Annotated in this window: 19 protein-coding genes and 1 pseudogene; 13 read left to right on the forward strand and 7 right to left on the reverse strand. The window is 42.8% G+C overall.

The genetic code is table 11. From position 1 onward, the window contains the following. Window positions 1-466: 466 nt before the first annotated feature. Window positions 467-3,031 carry an alpha-glucan family phosphorylase gene (gene glgP, locus V7K42_RS02190; protein WP_334913124.1) on the reverse strand — a complete coding sequence of 855 codons (2,565 nt, stop codon included), beginning with the start codon at window positions 3,029-3,031 and terminating at the stop codon, window positions 467-469. A 585-nt stretch (window positions 3,032-3,616) separates the two neighbouring features. Further along, the gene (locus V7K42_RS02195; protein ID WP_094328346.1) at window positions 3,617-3,940 is read right to left on the reverse strand and encodes a hypothetical protein; all 324 of its coding nucleotides are present in this window, start codon (window positions 3,938-3,940) and stop codon (window positions 3,617-3,619) included. Between the two features lie 220 nt (window positions 3,941-4,160). Here V7K42_RS02195 and V7K42_RS02200 point away from each other — a divergent pair, with 220 nt between their 5' ends. The 6 genes from V7K42_RS02200 (at window position 4,161) to V7K42_RS02225 (ending at window position 10,491) form a co-directional block, all read left to right on the forward strand. Further along, entirely contained in the window at window positions 4,161-4,286 is a 126-nt protein-coding gene (locus V7K42_RS02200) for a hypothetical protein (protein ID WP_334913126.1), read from the forward strand. A gap of 191 nt (window positions 4,287-4,477) precedes the next feature. Continuing rightward, the gene (locus tag V7K42_RS02205; RefSeq protein WP_334913176.1) at window positions 4,478-4,693 is read left to right on the forward strand and encodes a hypothetical protein; all 216 of its coding nucleotides are present in this window, start codon (window positions 4,478-4,480) and stop codon (window positions 4,691-4,693) included. Between the two features lie 648 nt (window positions 4,694-5,341). Next, window positions 5,342-6,043 carry an acyltransferase gene (locus V7K42_RS02210; RefSeq protein WP_334913127.1) on the forward strand — a complete coding sequence of 234 codons (702 nt, stop codon included), beginning with the start codon at window positions 5,342-5,344 and terminating at the stop codon, window positions 6,041-6,043. A 358-nt stretch (window positions 6,044-6,401) separates the two neighbouring features. Next, the gene (locus V7K42_RS02215; protein ID WP_041566417.1) at window positions 6,402-6,518 is read left to right on the forward strand and encodes a photosystem II reaction center protein I; all 117 of its coding nucleotides are present in this window, start codon (window positions 6,402-6,404) and stop codon (window positions 6,516-6,518) included. 136 nt (window positions 6,519-6,654) lie between these two features. After that, window positions 6,655-9,603: a DUF3769 domain-containing protein gene (locus V7K42_RS02220; RefSeq protein ID WP_334913129.1), complete on the forward strand. Its 2,949-nt coding sequence runs from the start codon at window positions 6,655-6,657 to the stop codon at window positions 9,601-9,603. Window positions 9,604-9,873: 270 nt separating this feature from the next. After that, a complete protein-coding gene (locus V7K42_RS02225) occupies window positions 9,874-10,491 on the forward strand; it encodes an FMN-dependent NADH-azoreductase (protein ID WP_334913131.1) in 618 nt (205 codons plus the stop codon). Window positions 10,492-10,578: 87 nt separating this feature from the next. Here the strand turns inward: V7K42_RS02225 and pdxH are convergent, their stop codons facing one another. Next, a complete protein-coding gene (gene pdxH / locus V7K42_RS02230) occupies window positions 10,579-11,223 on the reverse strand; it encodes a pyridoxamine 5'-phosphate oxidase (RefSeq protein WP_334888107.1) in 645 nt (214 codons plus the stop codon). Window positions 11,224-11,364: 141 nt separating this feature from the next. Here pdxH and V7K42_RS02235 point away from each other — a divergent pair, with 141 nt between their 5' ends. The 5 genes and pseudogenes from V7K42_RS02235 to V7K42_RS02255 all read left to right on the forward strand — a co-directional run bounded on the left by V7K42_RS02235 (window position 11,365) and on the right by V7K42_RS02255 (window position 17,978). Continuing rightward, a complete protein-coding gene (locus tag V7K42_RS02235) occupies window positions 11,365-12,450 on the forward strand; it encodes an AI-2E family transporter (protein ID WP_334913133.1) in 1,086 nt (361 codons plus the stop codon). 324 nt (window positions 12,451-12,774) lie between these two features. Beyond that, window positions 12,775-13,605 (forward strand): ScpA family protein, encoded by an 831-nt coding sequence (locus V7K42_RS02240; RefSeq protein ID WP_334913135.1) that lies wholly within the window; start codon window positions 12,775-12,777, stop codon window positions 13,603-13,605. Window positions 13,606-13,674: 69 nt separating this feature from the next. Then, window positions 13,675-14,044 (forward strand): annotated as a pseudogene (locus tag V7K42_RS02245) (DUF4351 domain-containing protein); the annotation flags it as partial. Window positions 14,045-14,278: 234 nt separating this feature from the next. Beyond that, window positions 14,279-16,939 carry a bifunctional aconitate hydratase 2/2-methylisocitrate dehydratase gene (acnB, locus tag V7K42_RS02250; RefSeq protein WP_334913172.1) on the forward strand — a complete coding sequence of 887 codons (2,661 nt, stop codon included), beginning with the start codon at window positions 14,279-14,281 and terminating at the stop codon, window positions 16,937-16,939. Window positions 16,940-17,714: 775 nt separating this feature from the next. Next, entirely contained in the window at window positions 17,715-17,978 is a 264-nt protein-coding gene (locus V7K42_RS02255) for a hypothetical protein (protein ID WP_094329849.1), read from the forward strand. A 48-nt stretch (window positions 17,979-18,026) separates the two neighbouring features. Here the strand turns inward: V7K42_RS02255 and ggt are convergent, their stop codons facing one another. The 3 genes from ggt to V7K42_RS02270 are packed head-to-tail and all read right to left on the reverse strand — an operon-like array spanning window position 18,027 to window position 20,536. Continuing rightward, window positions 18,027-19,826: a gamma-glutamyltransferase gene (ggt, locus tag V7K42_RS02260; protein ID WP_334913137.1), complete on the reverse strand. Its 1,800-nt coding sequence runs from the start codon at window positions 19,824-19,826 to the stop codon at window positions 18,027-18,029. Window positions 19,827-19,862: 36 nt separating this feature from the next. After that, window positions 19,863-20,231 (reverse strand): pentapeptide repeat-containing protein, encoded by a 369-nt coding sequence (locus V7K42_RS02265; protein ID WP_094329851.1) that lies wholly within the window; start codon window positions 20,229-20,231, stop codon window positions 19,863-19,865. Next, the gene (locus V7K42_RS02270; RefSeq protein WP_334913139.1) at window positions 20,228-20,536 is read right to left on the reverse strand and encodes a hypothetical protein; all 309 of its coding nucleotides are present in this window, start codon (window positions 20,534-20,536) and stop codon (window positions 20,228-20,230) included. The genes V7K42_RS02265 and V7K42_RS02270 overlap by 4 nt, the downstream gene beginning before the upstream one ends. Window positions 20,537-20,907: 371 nt before the next feature. Here V7K42_RS02270 and V7K42_RS02275 point away from each other — a divergent pair, with 371 nt between their 5' ends. Together V7K42_RS02275 and V7K42_RS02280 are read left to right on the forward strand one after the other, a co-directional pair. Further along, entirely contained in the window at window positions 20,908-22,233 is a 1,326-nt protein-coding gene (locus V7K42_RS02275; protein ID WP_334913141.1) for an ABC transporter ATP-binding protein, read from the forward strand. 39 nt (window positions 22,234-22,272) lie between these two features. After that, on the forward strand, window positions 22,273-24,012 hold the full coding sequence (locus tag V7K42_RS02280; RefSeq protein WP_334913143.1) for an ABC transporter permease: 1,740 nt from the start codon (window positions 22,273-22,275) through the stop codon (window positions 24,010-24,012). Window positions 24,013-24,211: 199 nt separating this feature from the next. Here the strand turns inward: V7K42_RS02280 and V7K42_RS02285 are convergent, their stop codons facing one another. Further along, the gene (locus V7K42_RS02285) at window positions 24,212-24,742 is read right to left on the reverse strand and encodes a hypothetical protein (protein ID WP_334913144.1); all 531 of its coding nucleotides are present in this window, start codon (window positions 24,740-24,742) and stop codon (window positions 24,212-24,214) included. Window positions 24,743-24,936 lie beyond the last annotated feature (194 nt).

A 24,936-nucleotide genomic window follows, 5' to 3' on the forward strand; every position in this document is an offset into this window, starting at 1 on the left:
CATACCCCCCTTGTGGACAATTCTGTTTAGATGTCTAGCTTGAAAATACAGAACATCTAAATAACCAAACACTTACCATATACTACTGTATTTACTTAGCTATTTTTGCTTTTACACGCATCTTTGCATATTCTTCACATTATTTGCTGATAAATTTACGTAAAAATATTTTTTGTGTACTATTAATATTTTGATCGTCAATCAAAGCTATTACAGATTGGTCTAACGTTTGTAAACCAAGAAATCCACGTTCGCAGACATTAGTACTTGTCGCTCCACGCGGATCGATCAAAGCTTAAGAAGCTGATTTTTGTGATTATTCCAGTCAAATTGCATTTTCCTTATAATTACGAGGAATTATAGCAATAATTATTTTTTGGGTGTGACTGCATCGCATAATAAAAGGCGTTGCTAATTTAAGTTTAGCAACGCCTAATCTTGAGTATTCAACAATTACTTAGCACTATTATTCTGCCCAAGCAATTAATCTCGGTTCATAAGCATTAGCCAGGTTTTGATTTTTCGGCAATACACGCAAAGACAAGCCTTGCAAACCAGAAGCGGTATAAGTGATATTACCCGTGTAAATGCTCAATTGCTGTGAATCCTCACCTTGGTAATCCATCACCACTGTTATAGCGTTGACAATATCACCATTGGCATCGATCGCACCTTGATATAACTCTACCTGCACATCTTCCTTGCTCAAAGTTGCTAAGTCAACCTTGGCTTTGACCGCAACGGTTTGGTTAACTTCAATGTCTGAAGCTGCTGATACATCAACATCTTTGATTCTGATGTTGAACCAGTGTCCGCTCAGTTTTTCTTTCCAAGCAGCTAGTTCTTTAGCTGGGGCATAGTTATCAACAGTCAGGGTATGATAGCGATCGCTAGCTGGGAAATAAGCTCTCTCAGCATATTCTCCTACCATCCGCGCTGTATTAAAGAAGGGACAATTCAACCGAATCGCATCCTTCATTTTCGCAACCCACGGACGGGGTAAGCCATCACTATCCCGGTGTTCGTAAAATAGCGGTACAACTTCCTTCTCAAGCAACTCGTAGAGAGCATTTGCTTCTACTTCATCTTGGTAGTTAGGATCGTCGTAATTCTCTCCATGTCCAATCGCCCAGCCTGTGCGGACGTAATCAGCTTCATCCCACCAGCCATCTAGTACACTTAAATTTGGCAAGCCATTCATTGCGGCTTTCATGCCACTAGTACCAGAGGCTTCTCGTGGACGACGCGGTGTATTTAACCAGATATCGCAACCCGCAACCATCAACCGCGAGATGTGAATATCGTAATTGGGAACAAACACTACCTGTTTTTCTAAATGCTGTTCGCGGATAAAGTGATTGATATCGCGGATCAGTTCTTTACCGGGAATATCCTTGGGATGTGCTTTACCAGCAATCACAAATTGCACTTTCCGGTCTTTGTTAGCCAGCAGAAGCCGCTTAATCCGATCCAAATCACGCATCCACAGGGTGGCGCGTTTGTAGGTGGCAAATCGGCGGGCAAAGCCGATGGTGAAAGCGTAGGGATCTAAAACTTCTTGGGCTTGGATAATTTCGGAAGCAGAAGCACCGCGATCGGTCAAATGCTTGACCAAATGCTCCCGCACATACAAAATCATATCTAAGCGGCAGCGTTCGTGATTGCGCCACAATTCCTCATCGGGTATGGCTTCCATGCGATCCCACAATGGGCTATCTGGTGGTGCTGATGACCAATTTGGGCCGAGATAGCGATCGTATAACTCTTGAGTTGATTTGGCAACACAACTCCGAGCATGGACACCGTTAGTAATTGCGGCGATCGGCACTTCCTCTACTGGCACTTTCTGCCACAAGCCTTGGAACATTTGCCGCGACACTACACCATGCAGTTGGGCGACACCGTTAGAAAATGTTGCCATTTTCAGCGCCAGCACCGCCATACTGAAAGGCCCTGATAAATCGCCTGTATTCTCGCGCCCCAATCCTAAAAATTGCTCTTTGGGCAATCCAAATATCTCTGCATAGTACCCCAGGTAGTGCAGCATTTTGTCGGGAGCAAACAAGTCAATTCCCGCCGGGACTGGTGTATGTGTAGTAAAAATGTTACTAGAAGCTACCACCTGTTTAGCTTGGGCATAACTTAGTCCTTCTTCTTGAATCAGCAAGCGGATGCGTTCTAAAGCAGAGAAGGCGGCGTGGCCTTCATTCATGTGGTAGGTGGTAACTTTCAGCCCCAAAGCTTTGAGCATTTGCACACCACCGATCCCCAGCATAATTTCCTGGTGGATACGCATATCGATGTCGCCACCGTATAGCTGGTCTGTGATGTCGTGGTCGTAAGTGTTGTTGGGTTCGATATTGGTGTCCAGCAGATACAAGGGCACTGTTCCCACCTGTACGCGCCAAACTCTCGCATACACCTTGCGTCCGGGATAATCTACCGCAATCCGCAGTTCTGAACCATCGGCATTGCGCTCTAGATGCAAGGGCATATTATAGAAATCGTTGAGCAGGTAGCGTTCTTGCTGCCAGCCATCAGCATTGAGGTATTGGGCAAAGTAGCCTTGCTGATACAGCAAACCTACACCCACAAGTGGTAGCCCCAAATCGCTAGCAGATTTGAGGTGATCCCCCGCCAGAACACCCAAGCCTCCAGAATAGACGGGTAAACAATCGACAAGTCCAAATTCCGCCGAAAAATAGGCGTAGCATTCTTTTGGTTTATCTTCCCGTTGTTTTTGATACCAAGTGCGCTCTTGCAAATAATCGTCTAACTGACGGTCAGCCCGATCCATTTGCGCTAAAAAGCCTTCATCTTCGACAACTTCCAAAAGCCGCGATTGGGAGATTGTACCGAGCATTAACACTGGATTGTGATGGGTAGACTCCCACAGGTCAGAGTCTAAGCGCCGGAATAAATCTTTAGTATCAACGTTCCAATCCCAGTGCAAGTTATGTGATAACCGCCGCAGTGGTTCGAGTCGCGGTGGTAGTGAAGGAGATACGTTAAATGTGCGAATTGGCTGCATAGGTTGGCAAAACTCCAAGTTTAGTTATGGTTATTGTTTACTGTCTTTACCAATGTTGCCAATTCTTTATACTGTAGTTTGTGAAAAAGCGATGACTTTGTTAAGCATTGAGAATCTTTTTTAACATCGTTGCTAAAGTTGACACCAAGGTGTTTCTAATTCTGTGCGTTACTTTCAGCCATGTACTTGGTATATTAAAATTTAATCATTGAGTGGCATATATCACTTAAAAAAATCTAGTTTTAAAGAAATAATTTATATTTATTTTAGTATTGCTTCCGGGGATCAGTTCTATGGTCTTGGCTGAGGGTGAAAATTTATCGTAGCTGTTGCCAGAAAAATGAAATTTTTAATTATTTTTTAATAAAATTGCGCTGATAAAGAAGCAGTTATGATTCTTATGTTAAAGTGAGTTCCAAAATAGGCGATACCAAATAGCCTGTCGTGGACATCACTTAAAATAAGATTAAAAAATTATACCAAGCAGTTAACTAGGAACGATGCCTAGGGCAGGCTACGCCTACACTAACGACTTGGTACAATTTTTGATACTAAATCAGGAAAATAACTTTTTAGCGTGTTATTTTACGCGCCTAGTGAAGGCTGATCTTTGGTATTTTTTGTCATTGATAAAGCTACAGCTGCTGCATAAGCAATCTCTGCTGCCATTTGATAAGCAAGTTTGATACTTGATGAAGCGTCTTTGGCTTTAGGAGAGAGAGAAGCTTTTTTTCGGCGCGACTCTTGTTTGACACCGCCTGCTGCAATAGCTCGCTGTAATACGATCCAGGCATCTAGGTCTTCTGAGTCATAATTACTTTGAAGTTGCGATCGCAGTTGATCTTCGGCTACAACACTCAGATAGCCGGTAGTTAGAGCTTCTTGGACAATTTCTTTAATTAAAGCCATAATTTGAACCAAGTGTGTGAGTTAAAACCGATACCTCAAAGTGGGTATTTGATGTTATTTGATGTTATTTTGTGAACTTCTCCTAGAAACTAAGCTACGTTTTAGCTTTCCCTTCAATAAAATTTATAATGAGTAGTACCAAGCACGCATCACCCGCTTGGCTCACCCGAATGGGTGATTTACAAATTTTCATATTGTGAGTAATAGGAAGAGAGAAATTTTGAGCCTTTTGGCTTTTACCGAAGATGTTGTCATAAGTATAGTAGATATCATTCTGACTTTAACGCCCAATCAGAAAATTACTTGGACAATCAACGGTAGAAATACAGACAAAAATGGCAAGTAACCGCTAAGAGCATTTTTAAAATTACCATCCTCAAGGAATTTTAACTAAGTGGAGAAAATTATTTAAGAGTAGCATAGGCTTTGCCCGCCGCAGGAATCGCTCCAATAAAAAAGTTAACCGATTGGCGCTATTTTGATCGACAATAAACTTGGAAATCAAATTATTTGAGAATGTTCCACTAAAAATAAAATGTGTTATCGTTAAAAACAATTGTTCTTAAAACGATTCATGTAATTACAAACGTGAATTGGCTAGTCTGTAAATCATCCGTGTGCAACATGATTGGAGCAGCATACTCTAGAAATTCGTTGCAAGAAAGCCGTCATAGCAGTCGGGGAAGCGCTTACTTGTTTGCACCGATGGTTAACTTCAATGTGATGGCTGATGTGGGAGATAATCCACCCTAATTGGGTTTATTTGGGCAAAGATACCCGATAAAACCCAACAATAATTACATTGTCATGCTAGGCAGAAATTTTATCTAAATCTTTAAAATAGTCTAGTTAAATGTATTTTTTGTTGCAAAATAGCTTGTGTAGATGAGTTGTTTCAAAAGACTAAAATTGCCTGAAATAAAGTAGCTTCAAGGCAAACAACTTCATCCTTCGTTGCGTAACAAGCTTTTCAAATTTGCCGAATTACCGAAATTGTACCTTATCTAAACCAGCAAATTTACCCATCAGAAAATTTAATAGTCTGAGATTTGACTCTATAATGCACTGACATTGTTTTGTTAGTTGAGCCTAGTGAAAAAGAAGCAAAATTTTTACGGGTCTTAACTGGTACAAAAGCTTCTAACGAATCAATGTAATTATGCATACCAGTTCAGTAACTATGCCGCACTTAAGTTCAAGAATTGCTCGCATAGTTCAAGCCAGACTCTAGTTTTCCAACATCTGGAAAACTATCTACAAATATGGGTAGTTTTTGGTAATGCTGCCACTTTATTTATGTATTAAGAAATACAAAATGCCTAGATATTGGCAGAAGATTAGGATACGGGCAAAACAACTTTCAATACTGTCAACAACAATTAATTAAAGAGATATGTAGCTATGCATAACGAGCAATATTTTTCAAAATTGCAGCGCGTGCAAGAACTTGTAGTAACTACTGTGTTAGGAGATATTCCTACACTTCTTCTGGGTCCGAAGTTGCGTAATTTAGGATATCGGAGTATTTTTGCCCAAATAGACAGCCCAGTTTATATTCAAAATGGTGTTGAATTTAACGGTACTTCTTGTATTGAAATTGGCAGTGGAGTATATATTTTCAAAGGTGTACGGATAGATGCTAGAGGACACAAAAATAATAGAATTCATCTAGGAAATAGAGTAGCTATTGAGCGGAACGTTGATATAGGGTGTTTGGAAGATACGTGTATAGATATTGATGAAGACACCTTCATTGCTCCCAACGTCTGTATTGAGGGGCCAGGAAACATTAAAATTGGTAAGCATTGTATGATTGCTGCCCACTCAGGGATATATGCTAATAATCATAATTTTGCCGATCCGATAGAGCCGATTAAATACCAAGGTGTTACTCGCAAGGGAATTGTGATTGAAGATGACTGTTGGCTAGGTCATGGAGTAACGGTATTAGATGGCGTTACCATCGGCAAAGGCAGTGTTATTGGTGCGGGAACAGTTGTCAATAAAGATATTCCTCCTTTATCCATTGCTGTAGGCATACCTGCACGAGTAATCAAAAACCGAACTGGTAAAGACCTAGCAAAACTTCAAGCTGAGAAATAGGGGAATGGGGACTGGGGACAAGGAGAATTATTTCTTCTAACCTGTAATCTTATGCCTCTACCTTTTTTTTAGAAACTTTTACCGTTAACGAACGTCACAAGAGTAAACTAATCTCTGAGTTATTTCTTAGGGTCATCTAAAAGTCAGACAGTTGACATCTTGCACCATTCTCAATAACTGTAAGATAGACACTGCCAGTCCCCATCGCCCCTAATCCCCAGAGGGGGCCCCGAGTTCCCCAATCCCTAGAGTCGTCTAAAAAAGGGACGAGATTTGGGTAATATAAAGTAGCTATCTTTTCTGCATGGCAGATCCTCAAAGAAAAGCTTTCTTTGTTTTACCCCTTGGAGATATTTCTATGCTGACTTTAAAAATCGCTGTTTATATTGTTGTTGCCTTCTTCGTTACTATCTTCATCTTCGGATTTTTGTCGAACGATCCAGCTCGTAACCCCGGCCGTCGGGACTTAGAGTAAAAGGGCGATAAATCATCCGCGACTTTGGAAGGCGGAAAATACTAAACGCCACTGAAACTTACTAAGGGAAATTTAGTAAGTTTCTTCCTCCAGGTAGCTTGCTGTAGGTAGCAGAAGGCGACAGTCGGAAGGCAAAATGTATAGTTTATCCTTCCGTCCGTCATTTGGCTGTTTGTTAGCCCGATTTTGCTCACTTATGCTTCATCCAGTTCTGCCACCCAATCCGCCTCCTATCCTCGAATCTTTACAATCTGTAAATCCCACCTCATCTGTTAGTCATACAAAGTTTCTTTCAGTTGTAGAAACTGGAATACAGCAAAAGACAGACAAATCCAAGCAGTCCAAGAATTTGGCTGAGTTGGCAATTGCGGATGAGAACAAGAGTCATTCGCAATTGCCAACTCCGACAAACTCAACTCAGAATGACTTGGTAGTTGTGGAAACTCCTTCTGTACCCCATCCACCAGAAACCTTTCCACCAGAAATTTCTCCCATTACTGGCTCTAGAAGTGCTGGACTATTGGGGCAATCACTGGTTGTTGGCTATCCCACGCAGGAGGTTAAAACCTCTAATAACCAAGATAAAGAAGACACAAAGACAAGTTCAAGCATCGGCGTTCGGCGCTCGGAACTTCTCCTAAGAGCGGCGTTACGCAAACGGGAGAAGCAAAGAGAAGCTACTGCATTGCCAATAAAAGTTGGAGCGGAGGCTTCTCTAGATGTAAGATGCGAACCTTCTCAAAAACTTGGTGAGCGATGTCTGACGACAAACCGCTTTGCGTCTACGCTAAATCCCAACTATGTTGCTGGAGAAAAACAAAACTTTTTGGACTCTCCACGATTTAGCTATGGAGTTTCCCCAAATCCCCTGGTCGCCCAATCTCCGGTTCCCCTTCAAATTGCCCCAAGTGTTACAAACAATAAGTTAGTCACATCCAAGGCGGAAATTTTAGCTGAGAAGTTAACCCAGCAAAAACAGCAAAGTGATATTATTACTGCGCCACAGTCTCCAAAAAAAGATAATATCTCTGTATCTGCTGCCGATCTTGCACCAAGTTCTCAATCAGTACAACATTTTATAAAATTTCAGTCTCGTAACCCGACAAAGCAACTCTCAACACCGCTCACTGTAGAATTCAGTTCCCAAGTCCAACAACAAGCTCAAGCAGTTACCCCTACACCAAAAGTAAATACCACCAATCAGCCACAAGCGCCTACTAGCACTTCGCCAGCCAAACCGAGAATTGTAGAAGTAACTTCAGATCGGCAAGAGTATGACGAGCAACGGCGAATTATTACAGCTGTAGGTAATGTATTAGTGCGATTTGATGGAGCGGTAGTAGATGCCGATCGCCTACAAGTCAATTTGGACAACTTGATTGCTGCGGGGGAAGGCAACGTAACTTTAACCCGGGGCGATCAGATACTGCGTGGACAACGCTTTACCTATAACTTTGTTCAAGATAGTGGGGAACTGCTAAATGGTAGAGGAGAAATTTATTTACCCTCAGCACAAACAGATTTAGCTTTATCACCCACAAATATCACTGCTGGTGGAGTGCCAAAACGTCCACCGAGCGATCGCATTAGAGCCAATCAGCCCCTTTCGGGTGTGAGCAGTCCTGGACAGATTGATGTGGCATTGGGTGGTCAGTCCGATGCTAGCAACATCCCACCCCCGAAAGCAGGGGGTGCAGTCAATCGACTCAGGTTTGAAGCTGAACATATTGACTTCTATCCGCAAGGTTGGCAAGCAAGGGATGTTCGCATCACCAACGATCCTTTTTCGCCCCCAGAACTAGAATTACGCGCAGATACAGTAACTCTGACGCGAGAATCACCCTTGGTAGACCGCATCAGGACACAGAAGCAGCGTTTGGTATTGGATCAAACAATCTCCTTACCAATTCCGTTGAATGAGCGGACTATTGACCGTCGAGAGCGGGACGTTACACCTGCGATAGTTTCCCCCGGCTATGATGGAGAAGATCGGGGTGGTTTGTATATTGAGCGTGGCTTTCCACTGATCGATACAGAGAAGACAAGCTGGACGATTACGCCTCAGTTGCTAATACAAAGAGCTGTGCAAGAAGGCACGAGTGATTTAGGCGCACTGTTTGCTGTAAAGACAAAGATAAATTCTGTTTTGAGTCCACGAGCCGTAATTGAGGGAACTGGTCAGTTAACCAGTTTTGACTTAAACAAGGTGGAAGACAATTTGCGAATAAATTTGGGATTGCGCCAGATATTAGGCGATCGCCTTCCCCATGTCTTGAATGTGCAATATAATTACCGCGATCGGCTCTACAACGGTACTCTCGGCTTTCAAACTGTGCAGAGCAGCTTTGGCGCCGTGATTACCTCTCCTGTAATTCCTTTAGGCAAGAGTGGCATCAACCTCACCTATCAAGCAGGTGCTCAGTATATTGATGCCAATACCGATCGCCAAGACTTGCTAGAACCCATACGGGAAAACGATCGCATCTCACTAGGTCGTTTTCAAGCTAGTGCTTCCCTCAGTAAAGGGTTATTGCTATGGCAAGGAAAACCATTACCACCCACTTCCAGTCAGGGATTACGATACACAGCTACCCCTGTAGTTCCTTACTTGCAAGCGATCGCTATTCTCACAGGCACTAACAGTTATTATACCAATGGTGATAACCAAAGCACCCTAACTGGTACAATTGGCTTACTTGGGCAAATCGGTCATTTTTCTCGACCTTTTTTAGACTATACCGCCTTTAATGTTAGTTACTCTCAAGGCTTAAACAACGGATTATCTCCCTTTTTGTTCGATCGCTCCGTTGATAACAAAGTGTTAAGCGCTGGGATATCACAGCAAATCTACGGACCTTTTCGCTTAGGCTTTCAAACATCTGTTAACTTGGATACAGGTAGAGAGACAAGCACTGACTACATTTTGGAATATAGCCGTCGCACCTATGGCATCACCTTGCGTTACAATCCGGTGTTGCAGTTAGGTGGCTTCAGCATCCGAATTAGTGATTTTAACTGGGGTGGTGGCACCGATCCATTTTCTGAAATTAAGCCAGTAGTAAACGGTGTGCAACAAGATAATTAATGAGAAGGATTAAACCAATTTATTCACCTGAAACAAGTACAGATATTGAATTCTAAATTCTAGATTCTAATTCCTGAATTATTTTGTGATAAAAGAATTTTTGATTTTACAGACAGACATTAATTATGTTAATCAAAAATTTTCCATAGTTACTTTATGGTAACTACTTTACTTTAGTAACTAGTTACTTTTAGGATCTGATGTAATGCTTTGAAATTTAGACCCAAAAAATGTAAGAGTAGTAAATCCTAGCTAATCAGGAGATATTTGGTGGTAAATATTCTACATATTGATTCAAGCCCCCGGGCTGAACGATCGCACTCACGAGAACTATCTAAAGAATTCGTCAGTGCTTGGAGGGCAGAACATCCTGAAGATGCGATCGCTTATCGAGATTTAGGGCATCACCCAGTTCCTCACGTTGATGAAGCTTGGATTGCGGCGGCATTTTCACCACCAGAAACCCATACCCCAGAATTAGCTGAGGCAATTAGAATTTCTGACGAACTGGTTGATGAGTTTTTGGCAGCCGATCGCTATGTCTTTGGAGTGCCAATGTACAACTTCAATATACCTTCCACTTTTAAGGCTTACATCGACCAAATCGTTCGCATTAACCGGACTGTTGCCTTAAATGCTCAAGGTTTTAAAGGGTTAGTCGAGGGAAAAAAGGCAGTTGTTATTACAGCCCGTGGCGGTGACTTTAGCCCGGCCTCCCCTGCCGTTGCTTATGATTTCCAAGAACCCTACCTGCGGACGATTTTCGGCTTTATTGGAGTTACAGATATTCAATTTATTAACGCCAACAGACTGAACGAGGGTGATGCCCGTACCGAATCTCTATCAGAAGCACGGGCAGCAATTCAAGACGCGATCGCTCAGTGGTAATCTATTGACATTTAATAGATGTTCTGATACGGCAAATTGGTAATTGGGCATGGTTAATCTCCTTGTCCCCTCTGCTCCCTTCTCCCTTCAAGGTGATAATCGCTCAATTTTCCAAGTGCCATTATCTAAACGGCTATAGAGTAAGCGATCGTGTAAGCGGCTAGAGCGTCCTTGCCAAAACTCAATTTCTGTGGGGATCACCCGTAAGCCTCCCCAATGAGGCGGTCGGGGGATCTCTTGATTTTCATATTTACTGTAGAACTCCTGCAAACGTCGCTCCAAGACTTCTCGGCTTTCTATCACCTCACTTTGATTAGATACCCACGCACCCAAGCGACTGTTGGCAGGGCGAGTATCAAAATACTGGTCGGACTCAGTTTTGGAAACTTTTTCTACATAGCCACAAATCCGAACTTGGCGTTCTAGTTCTGCCCACCAGAAGACTAAAGCCGCCAGAGGATTTTCTGCCAATTCTTGTCCTTTGCGGCTGTTGTAGTTGGTGAAAAAAGCAAAGCCACGTTCATCAAAATCCTTTAGCAGCACCATTCTGGCTGAGGGTTTACCATCTGGTGTAACGGTAGCAATGGTCATGGCATTGGGTTCGGAGAGTTGCCCAGCTAGAGCCTGATCGAACCATTTTTTAAATTGGATAAAAGGATTGAGGTCTACTTCGAGTTCGCTTAAACCTTCCAAGGTGTAGTCTTTGCGGAGGTCAGCTATGGTTTTGTCCATTTTTATTTACTTCCTTAGTATCAGATGCGCTTATGCTTTTATATATATCTCTTTGTTAAAAAAAATCTATGATGATAAATAATTAGTGCCATCAATAATTTTACAAATTCTCTCAGCAATATCTAAAATAGGTTGCATAAAATGCGCCGTTCGGCCTCCCTTAAACGCCTGTTAATTTATGGTCTGAGCGGTCCAATTATCGCTCTTAATGTCTGGCTACTGTCCGTGCTTTGTCGCTACTTCCAGCATCCCCTTACCGTCTTGAGTATTGCGGCGATTTTGGCTTTTCTACTCAATTACCCGGTTAAGTTCTTTGAACGTGCCCAAATCACGCGCACTCAGGCGGTGATCGTAGTCTTACTTGCAACGCTTACCCTAGTAGGGATTCTAGGTGTTACCCTAGTGCCGTTGATCGTTGACCAAACAATCCAACTGTTAAATAAGATCCCTGATTGGTTAGGCGCTAGTCAGGCAAACTTAGAGCAGTTTGAGATGCTGGCAAAACAACGACGTTTGCCAATTGATCTAAGGGTTGTAAGCAGTCAAATCAATGCCAATATTCAGAATCTGGTGCAACAACTAGCTTCTGGTGCAGTGGGATTTGCTGGAACATTGCTGTCAGGATTACTTGACTTAGTGTTAGTCATTGTGCTTGCATTTTATATGCTTTTATACGGCGAGCGCGTTTGGTATGGTCTAGTCAATCTTTTACCCTCTAATATTGGAGAGCCTCTTACCACAGCCTTGCGCCTAAATTTCCAGAACTTCTTTCTCAGTCAGTTGTTGTTAGGACTGTTTATGGTGCTAACCCTGACACCAATTTTCTTAGTGATGAAAGTTCCCTTTGCCCTGTTGTTTGCCATACTAATTGGGATATCGGAACTTATTCCCTTTATTGGGGCATCTCTCGGCATTGGTCTGGTGACGATTTTAGTACTACTGCAAAATTGGTGGTTAGCAGTTCAAGTTGCCATAGCGGCAATTCTTATGCAACAGCTTAAAGATAACCTGTTAGCTCCCAGGTTACTCGGCAACTTTATTGGGCTGAATCCTATTTGGATTTTTGTGGCTATTTTGATGGGATTTGAGATTGCTGGGTTGTTGGGGACGCTTGTTGCTGTTCCCATCGCTGGTACTATTAAAGGCACTTTCGATGCGATAAAAAGCGTTAAGCCGAGTGAGTTTGTATCAACCGTTACTATTGCTCATGACCCACCCCCAAATTGAGATGGCAGGTGAGCAGGGATTAGAGAGTAGGAAGTAGGAAGATGGAAAGACAAATAATCTGGGAACTTGCAACAAGTATTTCCCCTTGTCCCTAATTCTCTTGTCCTCTTCCCATTTCCAATCCTCAATCCCAAAAGTTGCACATTCCGATCTCACAATTCACAATGGTGATTGATTACAAATTTCAGAGGATACTGCCAGCAGGCAATTCCTGATTAAAAAAGTGCAAGCAAATATCTAAAGTACATGCTTTGCCAATAGTCAATGAGTTTACTGTTGAAGTTAAGGTCTTTTGATTCTCATTAATTAACTTAGAACCTATTGATGGAAGCTTCCGAGCTATTAGAAACAATCACACGCCTGATTTACCAAGCTGAACAAGGAGAAATAGACCCTTGGGATGTCCAAGTGATTGAGGTGATTGACCGTTACTTGGAACTGATGGCACCGGAGTCAATAGGAAGAGGCTATGAAGCGGATTTGTCTCAATCTGGACAGGCATTTTTGTCAGCATCAATGCTGGTATTGTTCAAAGCCAATACATTGATGCAATTATCAACAGTAGGAGATGCTCAAGATGGTGTATTAGATGATGCCCTAATGGAAGATGAAGACGGAATATCACATCAGGGCCATCGTCTACCACTAGAACGGCAATTGCGTCGTCGTGCATCGGCAATGCCGCCACCAAAGCGCCGGGTGACTCTGCAAGAATTAATCAAGCAATTGCAGATTATGGCGAACCAGCTAAAACTGGTAGAAAAAGTCAGCAAACCTATCCGTCCCAAACGTCTACCTAGCGTCCAAAGTATGCGGGAGGCGCTGGAGTTAGCTCACCAGGAAAATCTGACGGAAGTAGCTGGAGAACTTGAACAAGTGTTGAATTTATCAGCAAGGGGGCTAGATTCAGAACAAAATTGGTTGAATTTAGAACAACTTGTAGAGTTGTGGACTCAGACAAAGCTTATCAACCAAAATGGGTCTGGATATGAGTCTAAACACAGTCATTTAGTTAGCGTTTTCTGGGCGCTACTACTACTTTCGGCTCAATCGAAAGTAGAGCTACTTCAAGAGGAGTTTTACCATGAGATTAAAATTCGGCTAATTACAGATTCAGCTAAGACCATTAACCCTTTTGAACAATCGATGAACTAAGAAAGTGAAAAGTGACCCTACAGATAATTTACAGATTTTTGATTCAGTCCCAAAATCCGAGTAGATTGAATAAAAGCATCTGAAAAAGTAACAGGAGAGATTAAAGAAATAGATGTTTTATTCACTCCTGCCAAACAGCAAAACTCTAATTTACAAATACTCGGTTTGTTAGGAAGATTTGCTGAATATTCTGTAATAATAGAATCCTTCCGCAATTCAGCTTATAACGATGAAATCTGCGACTGTATTCTCAAATTATTAGAAATCAAGGCTTTTCTGCGACGGAAATCTAAAGCTAATAAAACCAAACGACAAGACTCAGAAATTCCCAAATTGTATTGTGGTGTGGGTTTTTACACCTAGCATATCTGAAACTAGATTATCTAGCTTTGGAACTATGCAAAAAGACGGTTGGTTATCAGGAGTACATTTTCTCCCAGGTTAAAAAGTTTTAATTTTCTCTTAGTCCACGGAGGTGGACTAAGTTTAGTGTAGTAGCGAATTCCATTCGCCCAATACTTTTCAAACACTAAAGTTTCAGTATAAAAAAATTGCAGTCAAGCGATTACTCATAAGGCTTTCAGCTATAAAAGTAAGCTAAACTTTTATAGCCGAGTATTGCCTAAAAATATTTCATAATTAAAGGGAGAAAATCCCAATGGAGAACATAAAAATGCTGGAATCATATCGTAAACACGTTGCTGAAAGGGCAGCACTCGGTATTCCTCCTTTACCATTAGACGCGAAGCAAACCTCAGAATTATGTGAATTACTGAAAAATCCGCCCAAGGGTCAAGAGGATATATTATTGCATTTATTGAGCGATCGCGTTTCTCCTGGTGTCGATCCAGCAGCTTATGTCAAAGCTGGATTTCTCACCGCCATTGCCAAAAAGGAAGTCACCTGTGCGTTGATTGCGCCCATAGAAGCGGTGCAATTGCTAGGGACAATGATTGGTGGTTACAATGTCCAATCTTTAATTGATTTGCTGCAATTGCCCACTGTATCCGTCTCCGACTCATCCGAAACACCTCTGGTAATGGGCGGACAAGGAAAGGAACCCATCGCCGCTTATGCCGCCAACGCTTTAAGCAAAATTCTTTTGGTGTATGACGCATACCACGATGTTTTAGAGTTATCTAAAACCAATCCTTTCGCCAAGCTAGTAATTGACTCTTGGGCGGAAGCTGAATGGTTTACCGTTCGCCCCACAGTACCAGAAGCGATTACTGTCACCGTTTTTAAAGTTCCTGGCGAAACCAATACCGATGATTTATCCCCCGCCCAAAGTGCCACAACTCGCCCAGATATTCCCTTACACGCCTTAGTGATGTTAGAGTCACGGCAACCGGGAAGTGTGGCAACCATTGCCGAACTGAAGAAAAAAGGGCATCCTGTAGCTTACGTAGGGGATGTGGTTGGTACTGGTTCCTCGCGCAAATCTGCCATTAACTCCGTATTGTGGCATACAGGAAATGATATACCTTTTGTGCCAAACAAACGCGCTGGGGGTTATGTTTTAGGTGGTGCGATCGCGCCAATCTTCTTTAACACTGCTGAAGATGCCGGTGCTTTGCCTATTCAGTGCGATGTCACCAAACTCGAAACCGGCATGGTAATTACCATCTATCCCTACAAAGGCGAAATCACAAACGAAGCAGGCGAAGTCATTTCCACCTTTGCCCTCAAACCCGACACCATCCTCGATGAAGTCCGTGCAGGTGGACGCATCCCCTTACTTATCGGCCGTACCCTCACCGACAAAACTCGTCTTGCACTTGGTTTAGAACCCAGCACCGTTTTCACCCGTCCCCAGCAAGCCTTTGATACAGGTAAAGGCTACACCCTGGCACAGAAAATGGTCGGTAAAGCTTGCGGATTACCTGGTGTGCGTCCCGGCACATCCTGCGAACCCATCATTACTACCGTTGGTTCCCAGGATACCACAGGCCCCATGACCCGCGACGAGTTGACAGAACTCGCCTGTCTTGGTTTCAGTGCAGACTTAGTTATCCAAAGTTTCTGCCACACTGCTGCTTATCCCAAACCAGTAGACATCAAAACCCATCACGAACTCCCCGACTTCTTTGCCTCTCGTGGCGGTGTTGCCCTCCGTCCCGGTGATGGTATCATCCATTCTTGGTTAAACAGGATGCTGCTACCCGATACAGTGGGAACTGGCGGCGACTCTCACACCCGCTTCCCCTTGGGTATTTCCTTCCCCGCCGGTTCGGGATTAGTAGCCTTTGCGGCGGCTTTGGGTGTCATGCCTTTAGATATGCCAGAGTCAGTTTTGGTAAGATTTAAAGGTGAATTGCAACCAGGTGTCACCCTGCGGGATGTTGTAAATGCTATTCCTTATGTGGCAATTCAAAAAGGTTTGCTGACAGCAGAGAAGCAGAATAAGAAAAATGTTTTCTCCGGGCGAATTCTAGAAATAGAAGGTTTGCCAGATTTAAAAGTTGAACAAGCCTTTGAACTCACCGATGCTAGTGCCGAGCGTTCTTGTGCCGGATGTACAATTAAGCTGAGTGTAGAGACAATTTCGGAATATCTGCGTTCTAACGTAGCGCTGCTGAAAAATATGATAGCACGGGGCTATGACGATCCGCGTACCATGCTGCGCCGTGTGGCAAAGATGGAAGAATGGTTAGCAAATCCCGTGTTATTAGAAGGCGATGCTGATGCAGAGTATGCCGAAATAATTGAAATTGATTTGAACGAAATCAAAGAACCAATTGTTGCTGCTCCCAATGACCCCGATAATGTTAAGTTATTATCGGAAGTTGCGAACGATCCGGTACAAGAAGTATTCGTCGGTTCTTGTATGACAAATATCGGTCATTATCGGGCAACAGCGAAAGTTTTAGAAGGCGCAGGTGAAGTGAAAACTCGCCTGTGGATAGCACCACCAACCCGCATGGATGAACACCAATTAAAAGAAGAAGGTGTATACAGCGTATTTGGGGCTGCGGGTGCTAGAACAGAAATGCCAGGATGTAGTTTGTGTATGGGTAATCAGGCGCGAGTTGCTGATGGCACAACAGTCTTTTCTACGTCTACCCGCAACTTCAATAATCGCATGGGTAAAGATGCGCGAGTGTATCTTGGTTCAGCAGAATTAGCCGCAGTTTGTGCGCTGCTGGGGCGGCTTCCGACAGTGCGGGAATATTTGGATATTGTGGCGAGTAGAATTCATCCTTTTGCAGATGATTTGTATCGGTATTTGAACTTCGATCAAATTGCCGGTTTTGAGGATGAAGGAAGGGTGATTGCGTTGGAAGATATGCCCAGGATTGAGGATATTTTGGGTATGCCAACGGCGGCGAGGTAGGTAAGCTAAACCACATCTAGTTTGCATATCTAAAATTTTTATAACTCTTGTGGGGTGGGCATCTTGCCTGCCCTAATTATGTAATTTAAATGTGGAACAGCTTAGTAATTGACATGAAATGCCGTAGGTTATAAACCTGTAGCTAGACGAGCGAAGCCCGCTAGTGGGGGCTTTTTAATATAAATCAATCATAATTATGTCCGCAAAATTATATTATGTGTGGTTAAACAATTGTCATTGCGTTCGCCCTTGACGTTCCCGTTCGCGCAGCGTCTCAGGTAGGAGAAGGAGAAGGGTACGAAGTGTTCACGGAGCGTCAGAGTTGCAATCTCAGAAGCCTTGCGATTGCTTCCTTCCACTTCGTTGCACTCGCAATGACATATCACAAGTAATTTGCCAGACATGATATCACTTACGATTAAGCTCCAATTTTAATCCACCACAGAACTTACGCAAAATCATGAAAAAACGAACCACAGAGGGCGCAGAGGACACGGAGAAATAAGAGTTTCAGAGAGTTTTTGCGTAAGTCCTACACCAATGTAACCCGGATGGAATTTCTAAATCCTGATTACAAAGCTTGGTCAAAACAGTAGTTATTGTTACACACGATCGCAAAAAACGCGGATAACATTAGAAAAATCTCACCCTATTAAATAAGGTGAGACAAAGCTGTTTATCTTTCTGCCCAAAAATAGCCCACAAGGCTGAGAAATTACTTGACAAAAGTCTGGTAATATGCGTTAGTTGTTAGCTAAAAGCAAAGGAGTTTGCAATGCATCGACAAATGTGCTGGTTATCTAAGTCTGGTGGTGATGGGGAGAAAATTTTGTATTTGCAGACAGAACCCAATCAGCCTTGGCGACCCTACACAGCTTTTGGGCATTTCACAGTCCCAGATTATCAAATACCAGGTGGTTCTAAAGGTTGGGCAACTTATCAAAAACTTCTCAAAGCAGGTTGGACACTAGTATCTAGCGCCCGGGCAAATGAGTTTGGCAGTAGCAGCTACGCAGAGTCAACAATTCAAAATCAATAGTTATTGGTTATTCTCTGCGTTCCTGCGTCTTCCGAGTCCCTGACTCGCTCACAAACCTCTGGGGGAACCTTCACCGCGAGGATCTGCCGCACCTTCTAGAGTTCCATCAGATGTAACAGCGATCGCGTTACCATTACCCCAAGGAGTAGTTTCCTTAATTTTATGCCCCCGACGGCGTAAGTCTTGCATAGTCAGAGCGTCCAAGCTCCAGGGTTCTACGCGCAACTCATCGGGAAGCCATTGATGATGTATGCGTGGAACAGAAACAGCTGCACCAACATCCATGTTGTATTCCAGCACATTCAGGATGACTTGCAAAACCTGGGTGATGATGGTACTACCACCAGGCGCACCTGCTGCCATCCGAAAATGACCATTTTCTGTAACAATTGTGGGAGTCATGCTGGATAAAGGAGTTTTGCGGGGTGCAATGCTGTTGGCATCGTTACCAACTAAACCAAAAGCATTAGGTACTCCTGGCGCAGCAGCAAAATCATCCATCTCATTGTTGAGGACAATTCCAGTTCCCGGTGTCACTACACCAGCACCAAAAATAAGGTTAACTGTGAAAGTCAGACTTACGGCGTTGCGTTCTTCATCCACAACAGTCAGATGAGTGGTTTCAGGAGATTCATACCGCGTCGTGTGCAGTTTAAGAGACTGATCGGATAACGGAATGGTATTTTCTTTTAAACTTTGATTATTAGCCTGACTAAAACGTTGTAGTGTCTTTCTATCTACTGGCTTTACCTCGGTCGAGGGTTTAGCCAGTTGCATATTAATTTCTTGACGGCGTTTTTTGGCGTAAGCTGGACTAATCAGTTCTTGTACAGGAACTTTGACAAAATCAGGATCGCCTAAATATTCTGAGCGATCGGCGTAAGCAATCTTCATTGCTTCTACCATTAAGTGGATAGCGTCGGGATGATGCCATCCCAAAGATTTTAAATCAGTGTCACCGATAATATTTAAAATCTGCAATAGGTGAACACCTCCCGATGATGGTGGTGGCATTGAGCAAATTTTAGCTTTCCGAAAATTCCCACAAACGGGAGTCCGCCAGATTGGTTTGTAGGCTTTCAAGTCTTCTAGAGTGATTAAACCACCATTTTTTACCATATCAGAAGCGATCGCTCGAGCAATACTTCCGGTGTAAAAACTTTGGGGATTTTCAGAAATTGCTGTTAAGGTGCGTGCCAAATCACGCTGCACCAGTTTCTCTCCTGGTTGGTAAAATTGACCGTTGCGAGTGAAAATTTCCCGCGCTGCTGGATTATTGAGAAGCTGTTCCTGGCGCTGGTTGAGGCGCTGAGTTAGCACATCGCCAAGAATAAAGCCATCTTTAGCAAGTGCGATCGCAGGTTTCATTACCTCTTGCCAAGAAAGTTTACCATAGCGACGATGCACTTCATAAAGTCCTGCCACCGTTCCTGGTGTTCCTACTGCTAAATAACCATTGATACTTGCATTGGGACGCACCTTTCCTTGTGCGTCTAAATACATATTTTTTGTAGCTTTTAGGGGGGCGCGTTCGCGGAAATCCAAGGCTTTGATATCGCCAGTTTTCTCAGAGTGCATCAGCAAAAATCCGCCGCCGCCAATTCCTGCCGAAAAAGGTTCAACTACAGAGATGGCAAAAGTTGTGGCTACAGCTGCATCTACTGCATTACCACCTTTGCGTAACATTAAAATTCCCGCTTCACTAGCTAGGGGATGGGCTGAAACCACCATTCCCTTTTTGCTGCGTAGGGGTAAAGTTATGGCGGCTGATGCAACTTGGCTGTAAACAAGAAGGGTGAAAGAAAAGATTGCCATCGCAATCTGCTTTGATTTAGCAACAGTAAGCATTTTTATGCCATTTTGTTTGGTATTTATTAGCCTACCTCACACCTTCTGCATATTTCTACTGACGGGATCAAAGCCTCTAGGAAACCGCGTGCTTTCATCGTAGTAAGCGCCAGTCAGATTTGCTCCATACAACTTGGCATAGTTAAGTTTGGCTCCCCGGAGATTTGCTTCATTCAGTTTGACACCGCTCAAATTAGCTCTGGTCAAATTCGCTTTAGCTAAGTTAGTTCTACTCAAATCTGCTCCCCAGAGTTTAGCTTTAGCTAGGTTCGCTCCACTCAAATCAGATCCCCATAAACTGATTCCGGGCAAATAGGCTCCAATCAGCTTGTTCTTAATCAAGTTGACGGCTGGAAAATATCTTTCTCCTGCGGCGAAACGCCGTTTTAATTCCTCAGCATTCATAACGTCACGTTGACCTTTGTTAGCAATACAGAAGTTATTTGTTCCCATTCCTGGCTTAGTTCTCCTAGAAATTCTGGCTGACCACTACGCTGATACCAGTAATGGGCATTGTTCAAATCGCCTTCTTTACGGTGCAGGTAAGCATGAACCCAAGCACTATCGGCATCGCTGGCATTTCCAAGTATTTCATGAGCTTTGCTCCAATCACCTTTTTTGTCATACCACATTGCTTGCAGCTCTTTTGGCAGTGTCTGAGGACATGAGCGCTGCTCTTCGATTAATCGTAAGAATTCCTCTGTATTCACGATCGCCACCTAATAAGAATCAAGTTTCTATCTCTATGATACTTCTTTGCGTCAGGTGCTTCTATATATAACCGCCATAGTAGAGGTTGTTTATTTAATATCTGTAATTACTCACAATTTACTCAAATGCACATATCTAATAAAACAATTTACTGTAATTTATTCCTTTTAATATTCGGCTAGGCAATCGCTTTTTTGCAGCAATTAAAAGATTTATCTTATTAACTCTTGTAGCTAATTAATGACGACGCAAGCGAGTCTTTCGGCTCCAGTCATGTTCAAATTGCAGAAGAAATTATTTTTAGTCAGCTTTAACTGTAAAATAACCTCTACATGAGATTATATTTAATTATTTCCTTACAGAAAGAGTCATGGCCTTTAAAACAGCAACCGAGCATCTGATCGCTCTAAAAAGTGTCAGCAAATCTTATCAGCAGCCTAACGGTCAGCAAATTGTCATCCTAGAAAATATCAATCTTGAGTTGCGTCCAGGAGAAATCGTTGCATTGCTAGGGCCTTCAGGTTCAGGTAAATCTACTTTGATGCGGATTATTGCTGGATTAATCCCGGCCAGTCAAGGCGAAGTTATATATCATAACCGTCCTTTAGTTGGTTTAAATCCTGGGGTAGCAATTGTTTTTCAAAGTTTTGCCCTTTATCCTTGGTTAACTGTACTAGAAAACGTGGAACTAGGTTTAAAAGCTAAAGGAGAAGCACCAGATTCTCGACGGCAAAAGGCGCTACGGATGATTGATATTATTGGTTTGGATGGATTTGAAAATGCCTATCCCAAAGAACTTTCTGGGGGAATGCGTCAGCGAGTTGGATTTGCTAGGGCTTTGGCCGTAGAACCAGAATTGTTATGTATGGATGAGCCGTTTTCGGCGTTAGATGTACTAACAGCAGAAAACTTGCGGTTTGAGTTATTAGATTTGTGGTTAGAACGTCGCATACCCACCCAAGCCATTCTGATTGTCACCCACGGGATTGAAGAAGCGGTAATTATGGCGGATCGGATTATTGTTCTCGGACGTAATCCGGGAAGAATTCGGGCTGACTTACCTGTGACTTTACCCCATTACCGCGATCGCAAACATCCAAGTTTTCAAGCCTTGGTAGATCGGGTTTATACAATCATCACCAACCCAGAACTAGAACAAATTCAGCCCCCAACTACTACCTCTGTAGAACCTGCAACACCACCAGCAAAATATCAGTCTTTACCAGCCGTGCGAATTGGTTCTATTGCTGGTCTTTTGGAACTTTTAGAAGATCGTAAAGAAAAAGACTTATATCGGCTAGCCCAAGAATTGCAGCTAGAAGTAGATGATATTTTACCAATTGTGGAAGCTGCAAAATTGATGGATTTTGTAGAACTTGCAGAAGGCGATATTAGCTTAAAACCAATCGGGCAAGAATTTATTAATGGTGGTATTGATGAACGCAAACAAATTGTGCGATCGCAACTTTTAACTTATATTCGTTTGGTACAGCAAATTTACCGTCTTTTGGAAGCGAAAAATAATCAACGCATTCCCGAAGAATTAGTCTTAGATATCCTAGAAACTCACTTTAGCCCACAAGAAGCCGAGCGACAATTAAAAACCGTTGTTGATTGGGGCCGTTATGCCGAAATATACGGCTACGATGAGCCATCGGGACAAATCTTTTTAGAGCAAGTTGTTAATGCTGATTAGTCATTTGTCATTTGTCATTCTCCCTCACTCCATACTTTTATGACCCGACCCCTCACTCCTGCTAATAAAACTTTAGGACGTAACAATTGGACTTGGCAAGATGGATTGCTGATTCTGCTAATTTTATCTTTCATTGTGGCAATTATTAGAACCGCTTCTAAATTTAGCGGTACTTTTGAACCTGAACTCACAATTTCTACAAACATCAATGCTTTGCCAGGATATACAGCCCAAACCTTGATTCGTATGGGGCTGGCTTACTTTTTCTCCCTAATTTTTACCCTATTGTACGCTTATACTGCTTATCGCTCCCGAATTGCAGAACGAATTTTAATTCCGATGTTGGATATTCTGCAATCGATTCCAGTATTGTCTTTTTTACCAGGTGTGGTACTAGCTTTGATTTCCCTATTTCCGGGCCAAAGAATTGGTGTAGAACTAGCAGCTATTTTGCTAATTTTCACTGGTATGACCTGGAATATGACTTTTAGTTTTTACCAATCTCTCCAAAGTATTCCGCAAGAATTATTAGAAGCAGCGCGGGTTTATCGGCTTAATCCCTGGCAACGTTTTTGGACATTAGAGTTACCATCTGGTGTAATTGGTTTGGTATGGAATAGTGTAATGTCGGTGGCTGGAGGTTGGTTTTTTTTAATTGCTATTGAGTCATTTACTTTGGGGAATAAAGATTTTCGCTTACCAGGATTAGGCTCTTTTTTAGGCACAGCAGCCAACAAAGGAGACTTTAAAGCGATATTTTGGGGCTTGGCGGTGCTGATTGCGATCATTGTAGCAACTGATTTTTTTGTGTGGCGACCCCTGATTGCTTGGGCCGAAAGATTTAAGTTGGAGATGCTTGAAACTGAAAATGCACCCCAATCGTGGGTGTTGGATATTTTTAGGCGATCGCCTACTTTACGTGCAATTAGCGATCGCGTTTTTCAGCCATTACAAACAGTCTTAGACGACAGTTTAATTCGGTCGTTTCCCGTGCGTTCTGTGCCTGTAAATGCCAAAGGCAATCTCAACTTACCGAGTTTTTTAAATTGGGTATTTGTTAGTGGCTTCAGCTTAATTATCTTGTGGGGTACTTGGGAAGCTGTACTACTATTACGGACTTTAGGCTGGGATGATTGGCAACAGGTAATAAAAGGCGCGATGTTAACGGCGTTGCGGGTGATAATTGCTTTGATATTATCACTGTTGTGGACTGTACCCGTGGGAGTAGCAATTGGTCGCAATCGACGGCTGGCTCAAGTCTTGCAACCATTGGTACAAATCGCCGCCTCTGTGCCAGCCACAGCCTTATTTCCAGTGCTACTGCTGGGGTTAACCCGCATCGCTGGCGGTTTGCAGATTGGTGCGATCGCTCTTATGATGTTAGGGACAATGTGGTATATCCTGTTTAATGTCATTGCTGGGGCACAATCGATTCCCTCAGACCTGATTGAAGCCGCTTGGGTGTATAAACTCTCAACTTTACAGCGCTGGCGAACCTTAATTTTACCCGCAATTTTTCCCTACCTAATTACAGGAATTATTACCGCAGTTGGCGGCGCTTGGAATGCCAGTATCGTTAGTGAGTATGTTACATTTCAAGGGCGAGTAATTAGTACTTCTGGATTGGGAGCAACAATTTCTCATGCCACAGCTACAGGCAATTTCTCCCTATTATTAGCTTCCACAGCAATCATGTCGCTATTAGTAGTATTGACCAATCGTTTGATTTGGCGACCTCTTTACAATCTAGCTCAAGAGAAATATCAATTATTGGTTTAATAACTTCTTGATGAGGCTGCGCCAAATTTTTTGATCTCTTCTTTCTTGTCTCTGTGTCGCGCCAGTTGCTACAAGTCGGGGAACCGCAAGGGCGCACTGGCTTCTCTGCGCCTCTGCGGTACGTAAAAAAGTTTTGCTTAAGTTAAGGCTCGATCCTCCTTAAAAAGGAGGGAATTAGATCGAGCCTCTAATATTACGTTTACTTGACTGCAATAACTTCAAAATCGAAAGTACCGATCAAACGGTCATCAATATAGACATCTATTCTATACTTACCAAGCGGATCGCCAGGAGCGATCGTCCAAAAATTCCTAATCACACCGTCTGGAGCCGATTGTGTCCGCCGTGTCACAGATGTAGTACCATCTGCTGATATAGAGAAATCTTCACCATTATCTGTACCCCAAGTTTCTGGAGGTTTTGGTAAATGTAAGACTTCGCGCCATTTCACTTCACCTTGATAGTCTTTAAGTTTAATCCGCCATCCGTAGGCGTTTCCCTGCTGAAGTGGCACTCTTGTTGTGCGGAAAATGGTAACGTTACCTTTGCTGTCAACTCTCTTAAGCCCAAACTCAGCGTTACTGACAATAATCTTTTTCAGACTTGTTGGCGTAGGAAATGGTGTGGCATTTTGTGCTATGCCAGAAGTAGCGGCGATCGGCTCAGAACATATAACCCCAAATATTAGCCAAGAAGAAGCTAGCACAGCAATAGTAGCCCAAGTTCTCATTAGTATGATTTTCCTGTCAGACGTTTGGTACTTATTCCAGTAATCTGACATATTTTCCGGGTCAAAGATACTTATAGTTGGAAAAAGACGAAATTATTTTTACAAATGGTTTTCCTGAATACTAGTGTTGGCGATCGCTAGTGAAGCTAACAACTAAATAATTGTTTTACCACATAGAGAAATTCAAAATATTC

This window comes from Nostoc sp. (genome assembly GCF_036917455.1).
Classification (GTDB): domain Bacteria; phylum Cyanobacteriota; class Cyanobacteriia; order Cyanobacteriales; family Nostocaceae; genus Nostoc.

Excerpts from the sequence above, each read along its gene's own strand:
- V7K42_RS02210 (WP_334913127.1), top strand. The coding sequence starts at position 5,342 with ATGCATAACGAGCAATATTTTTCAAAATTGCAGCGCGTGCAAGAACTT.
- ggt (WP_334913137.1), bottom strand. The coding sequence starts at position 19,826 with ATGCTTACTGTTGCTAAATCAAAGCAGATTGCGATGGCAATCTTTTCT.
- V7K42_RS02235 (WP_334913133.1), top strand. The coding sequence starts at position 11,365 with ATGCGCCGTTCGGCCTCCCTTAAACGCCTGTTAATTTATGGTCTGAGC.
- acnB (WP_334913172.1), top strand. The coding sequence starts at position 14,279 with ATGCTGGAATCATATCGTAAACACGTTGCTGAAAGGGCAGCACTCGGT.
- V7K42_RS02280 (WP_334913143.1), top strand. The coding sequence starts at position 22,273 with ATGACCCGACCCCTCACTCCTGCTAATAAAACTTTAGGACGTAACAAT.
- V7K42_RS02285 (WP_334913144.1), bottom strand. The coding sequence starts at position 24,742 with ATGAGAACTTGGGCTACTATTGCTGTGCTAGCTTCTTCTTGGCTAATA.
- V7K42_RS02265 (WP_094329851.1), bottom strand. The coding sequence starts at position 20,231 with ATGAATGCTGAGGAATTAAAACGGCGTTTCGCCGCAGGAGAAAGATAT.
- V7K42_RS02195 (WP_094328346.1), bottom strand. The coding sequence starts at position 3,940 with ATGGCTTTAATTAAAGAAATTGTCCAAGAAGCTCTAACTACCGGCTAT.
- pdxH (WP_334888107.1), bottom strand. The coding sequence starts at position 11,223 with ATGGACAAAACCATAGCTGACCTCCGCAAAGACTACACCTTGGAAGGT.
- glgP (WP_334913124.1), bottom strand. The coding sequence starts at position 3,031 with ATGCAGCCAATTCGCACATTTAACGTATCTCCTTCACTACCACCGCGA.
- V7K42_RS02220 (WP_334913129.1), top strand. The coding sequence starts at position 6,655 with ATGTATAGTTTATCCTTCCGTCCGTCATTTGGCTGTTTGTTAGCCCGA.
- V7K42_RS02255 (WP_094329849.1), top strand. The coding sequence starts at position 17,715 with ATGCATCGACAAATGTGCTGGTTATCTAAGTCTGGTGGTGATGGGGAG.
- V7K42_RS02240 (WP_334913135.1), top strand. The coding sequence starts at position 12,775 with ATGGAAGCTTCCGAGCTATTAGAAACAATCACACGCCTGATTTACCAA.
- V7K42_RS02275 (WP_334913141.1), top strand. The coding sequence starts at position 20,908 with ATGGCCTTTAAAACAGCAACCGAGCATCTGATCGCTCTAAAAAGTGTC.
- V7K42_RS02215 (WP_041566417.1), top strand. The coding sequence starts at position 6,402 with ATGCTGACTTTAAAAATCGCTGTTTATATTGTTGTTGCCTTCTTCGTT.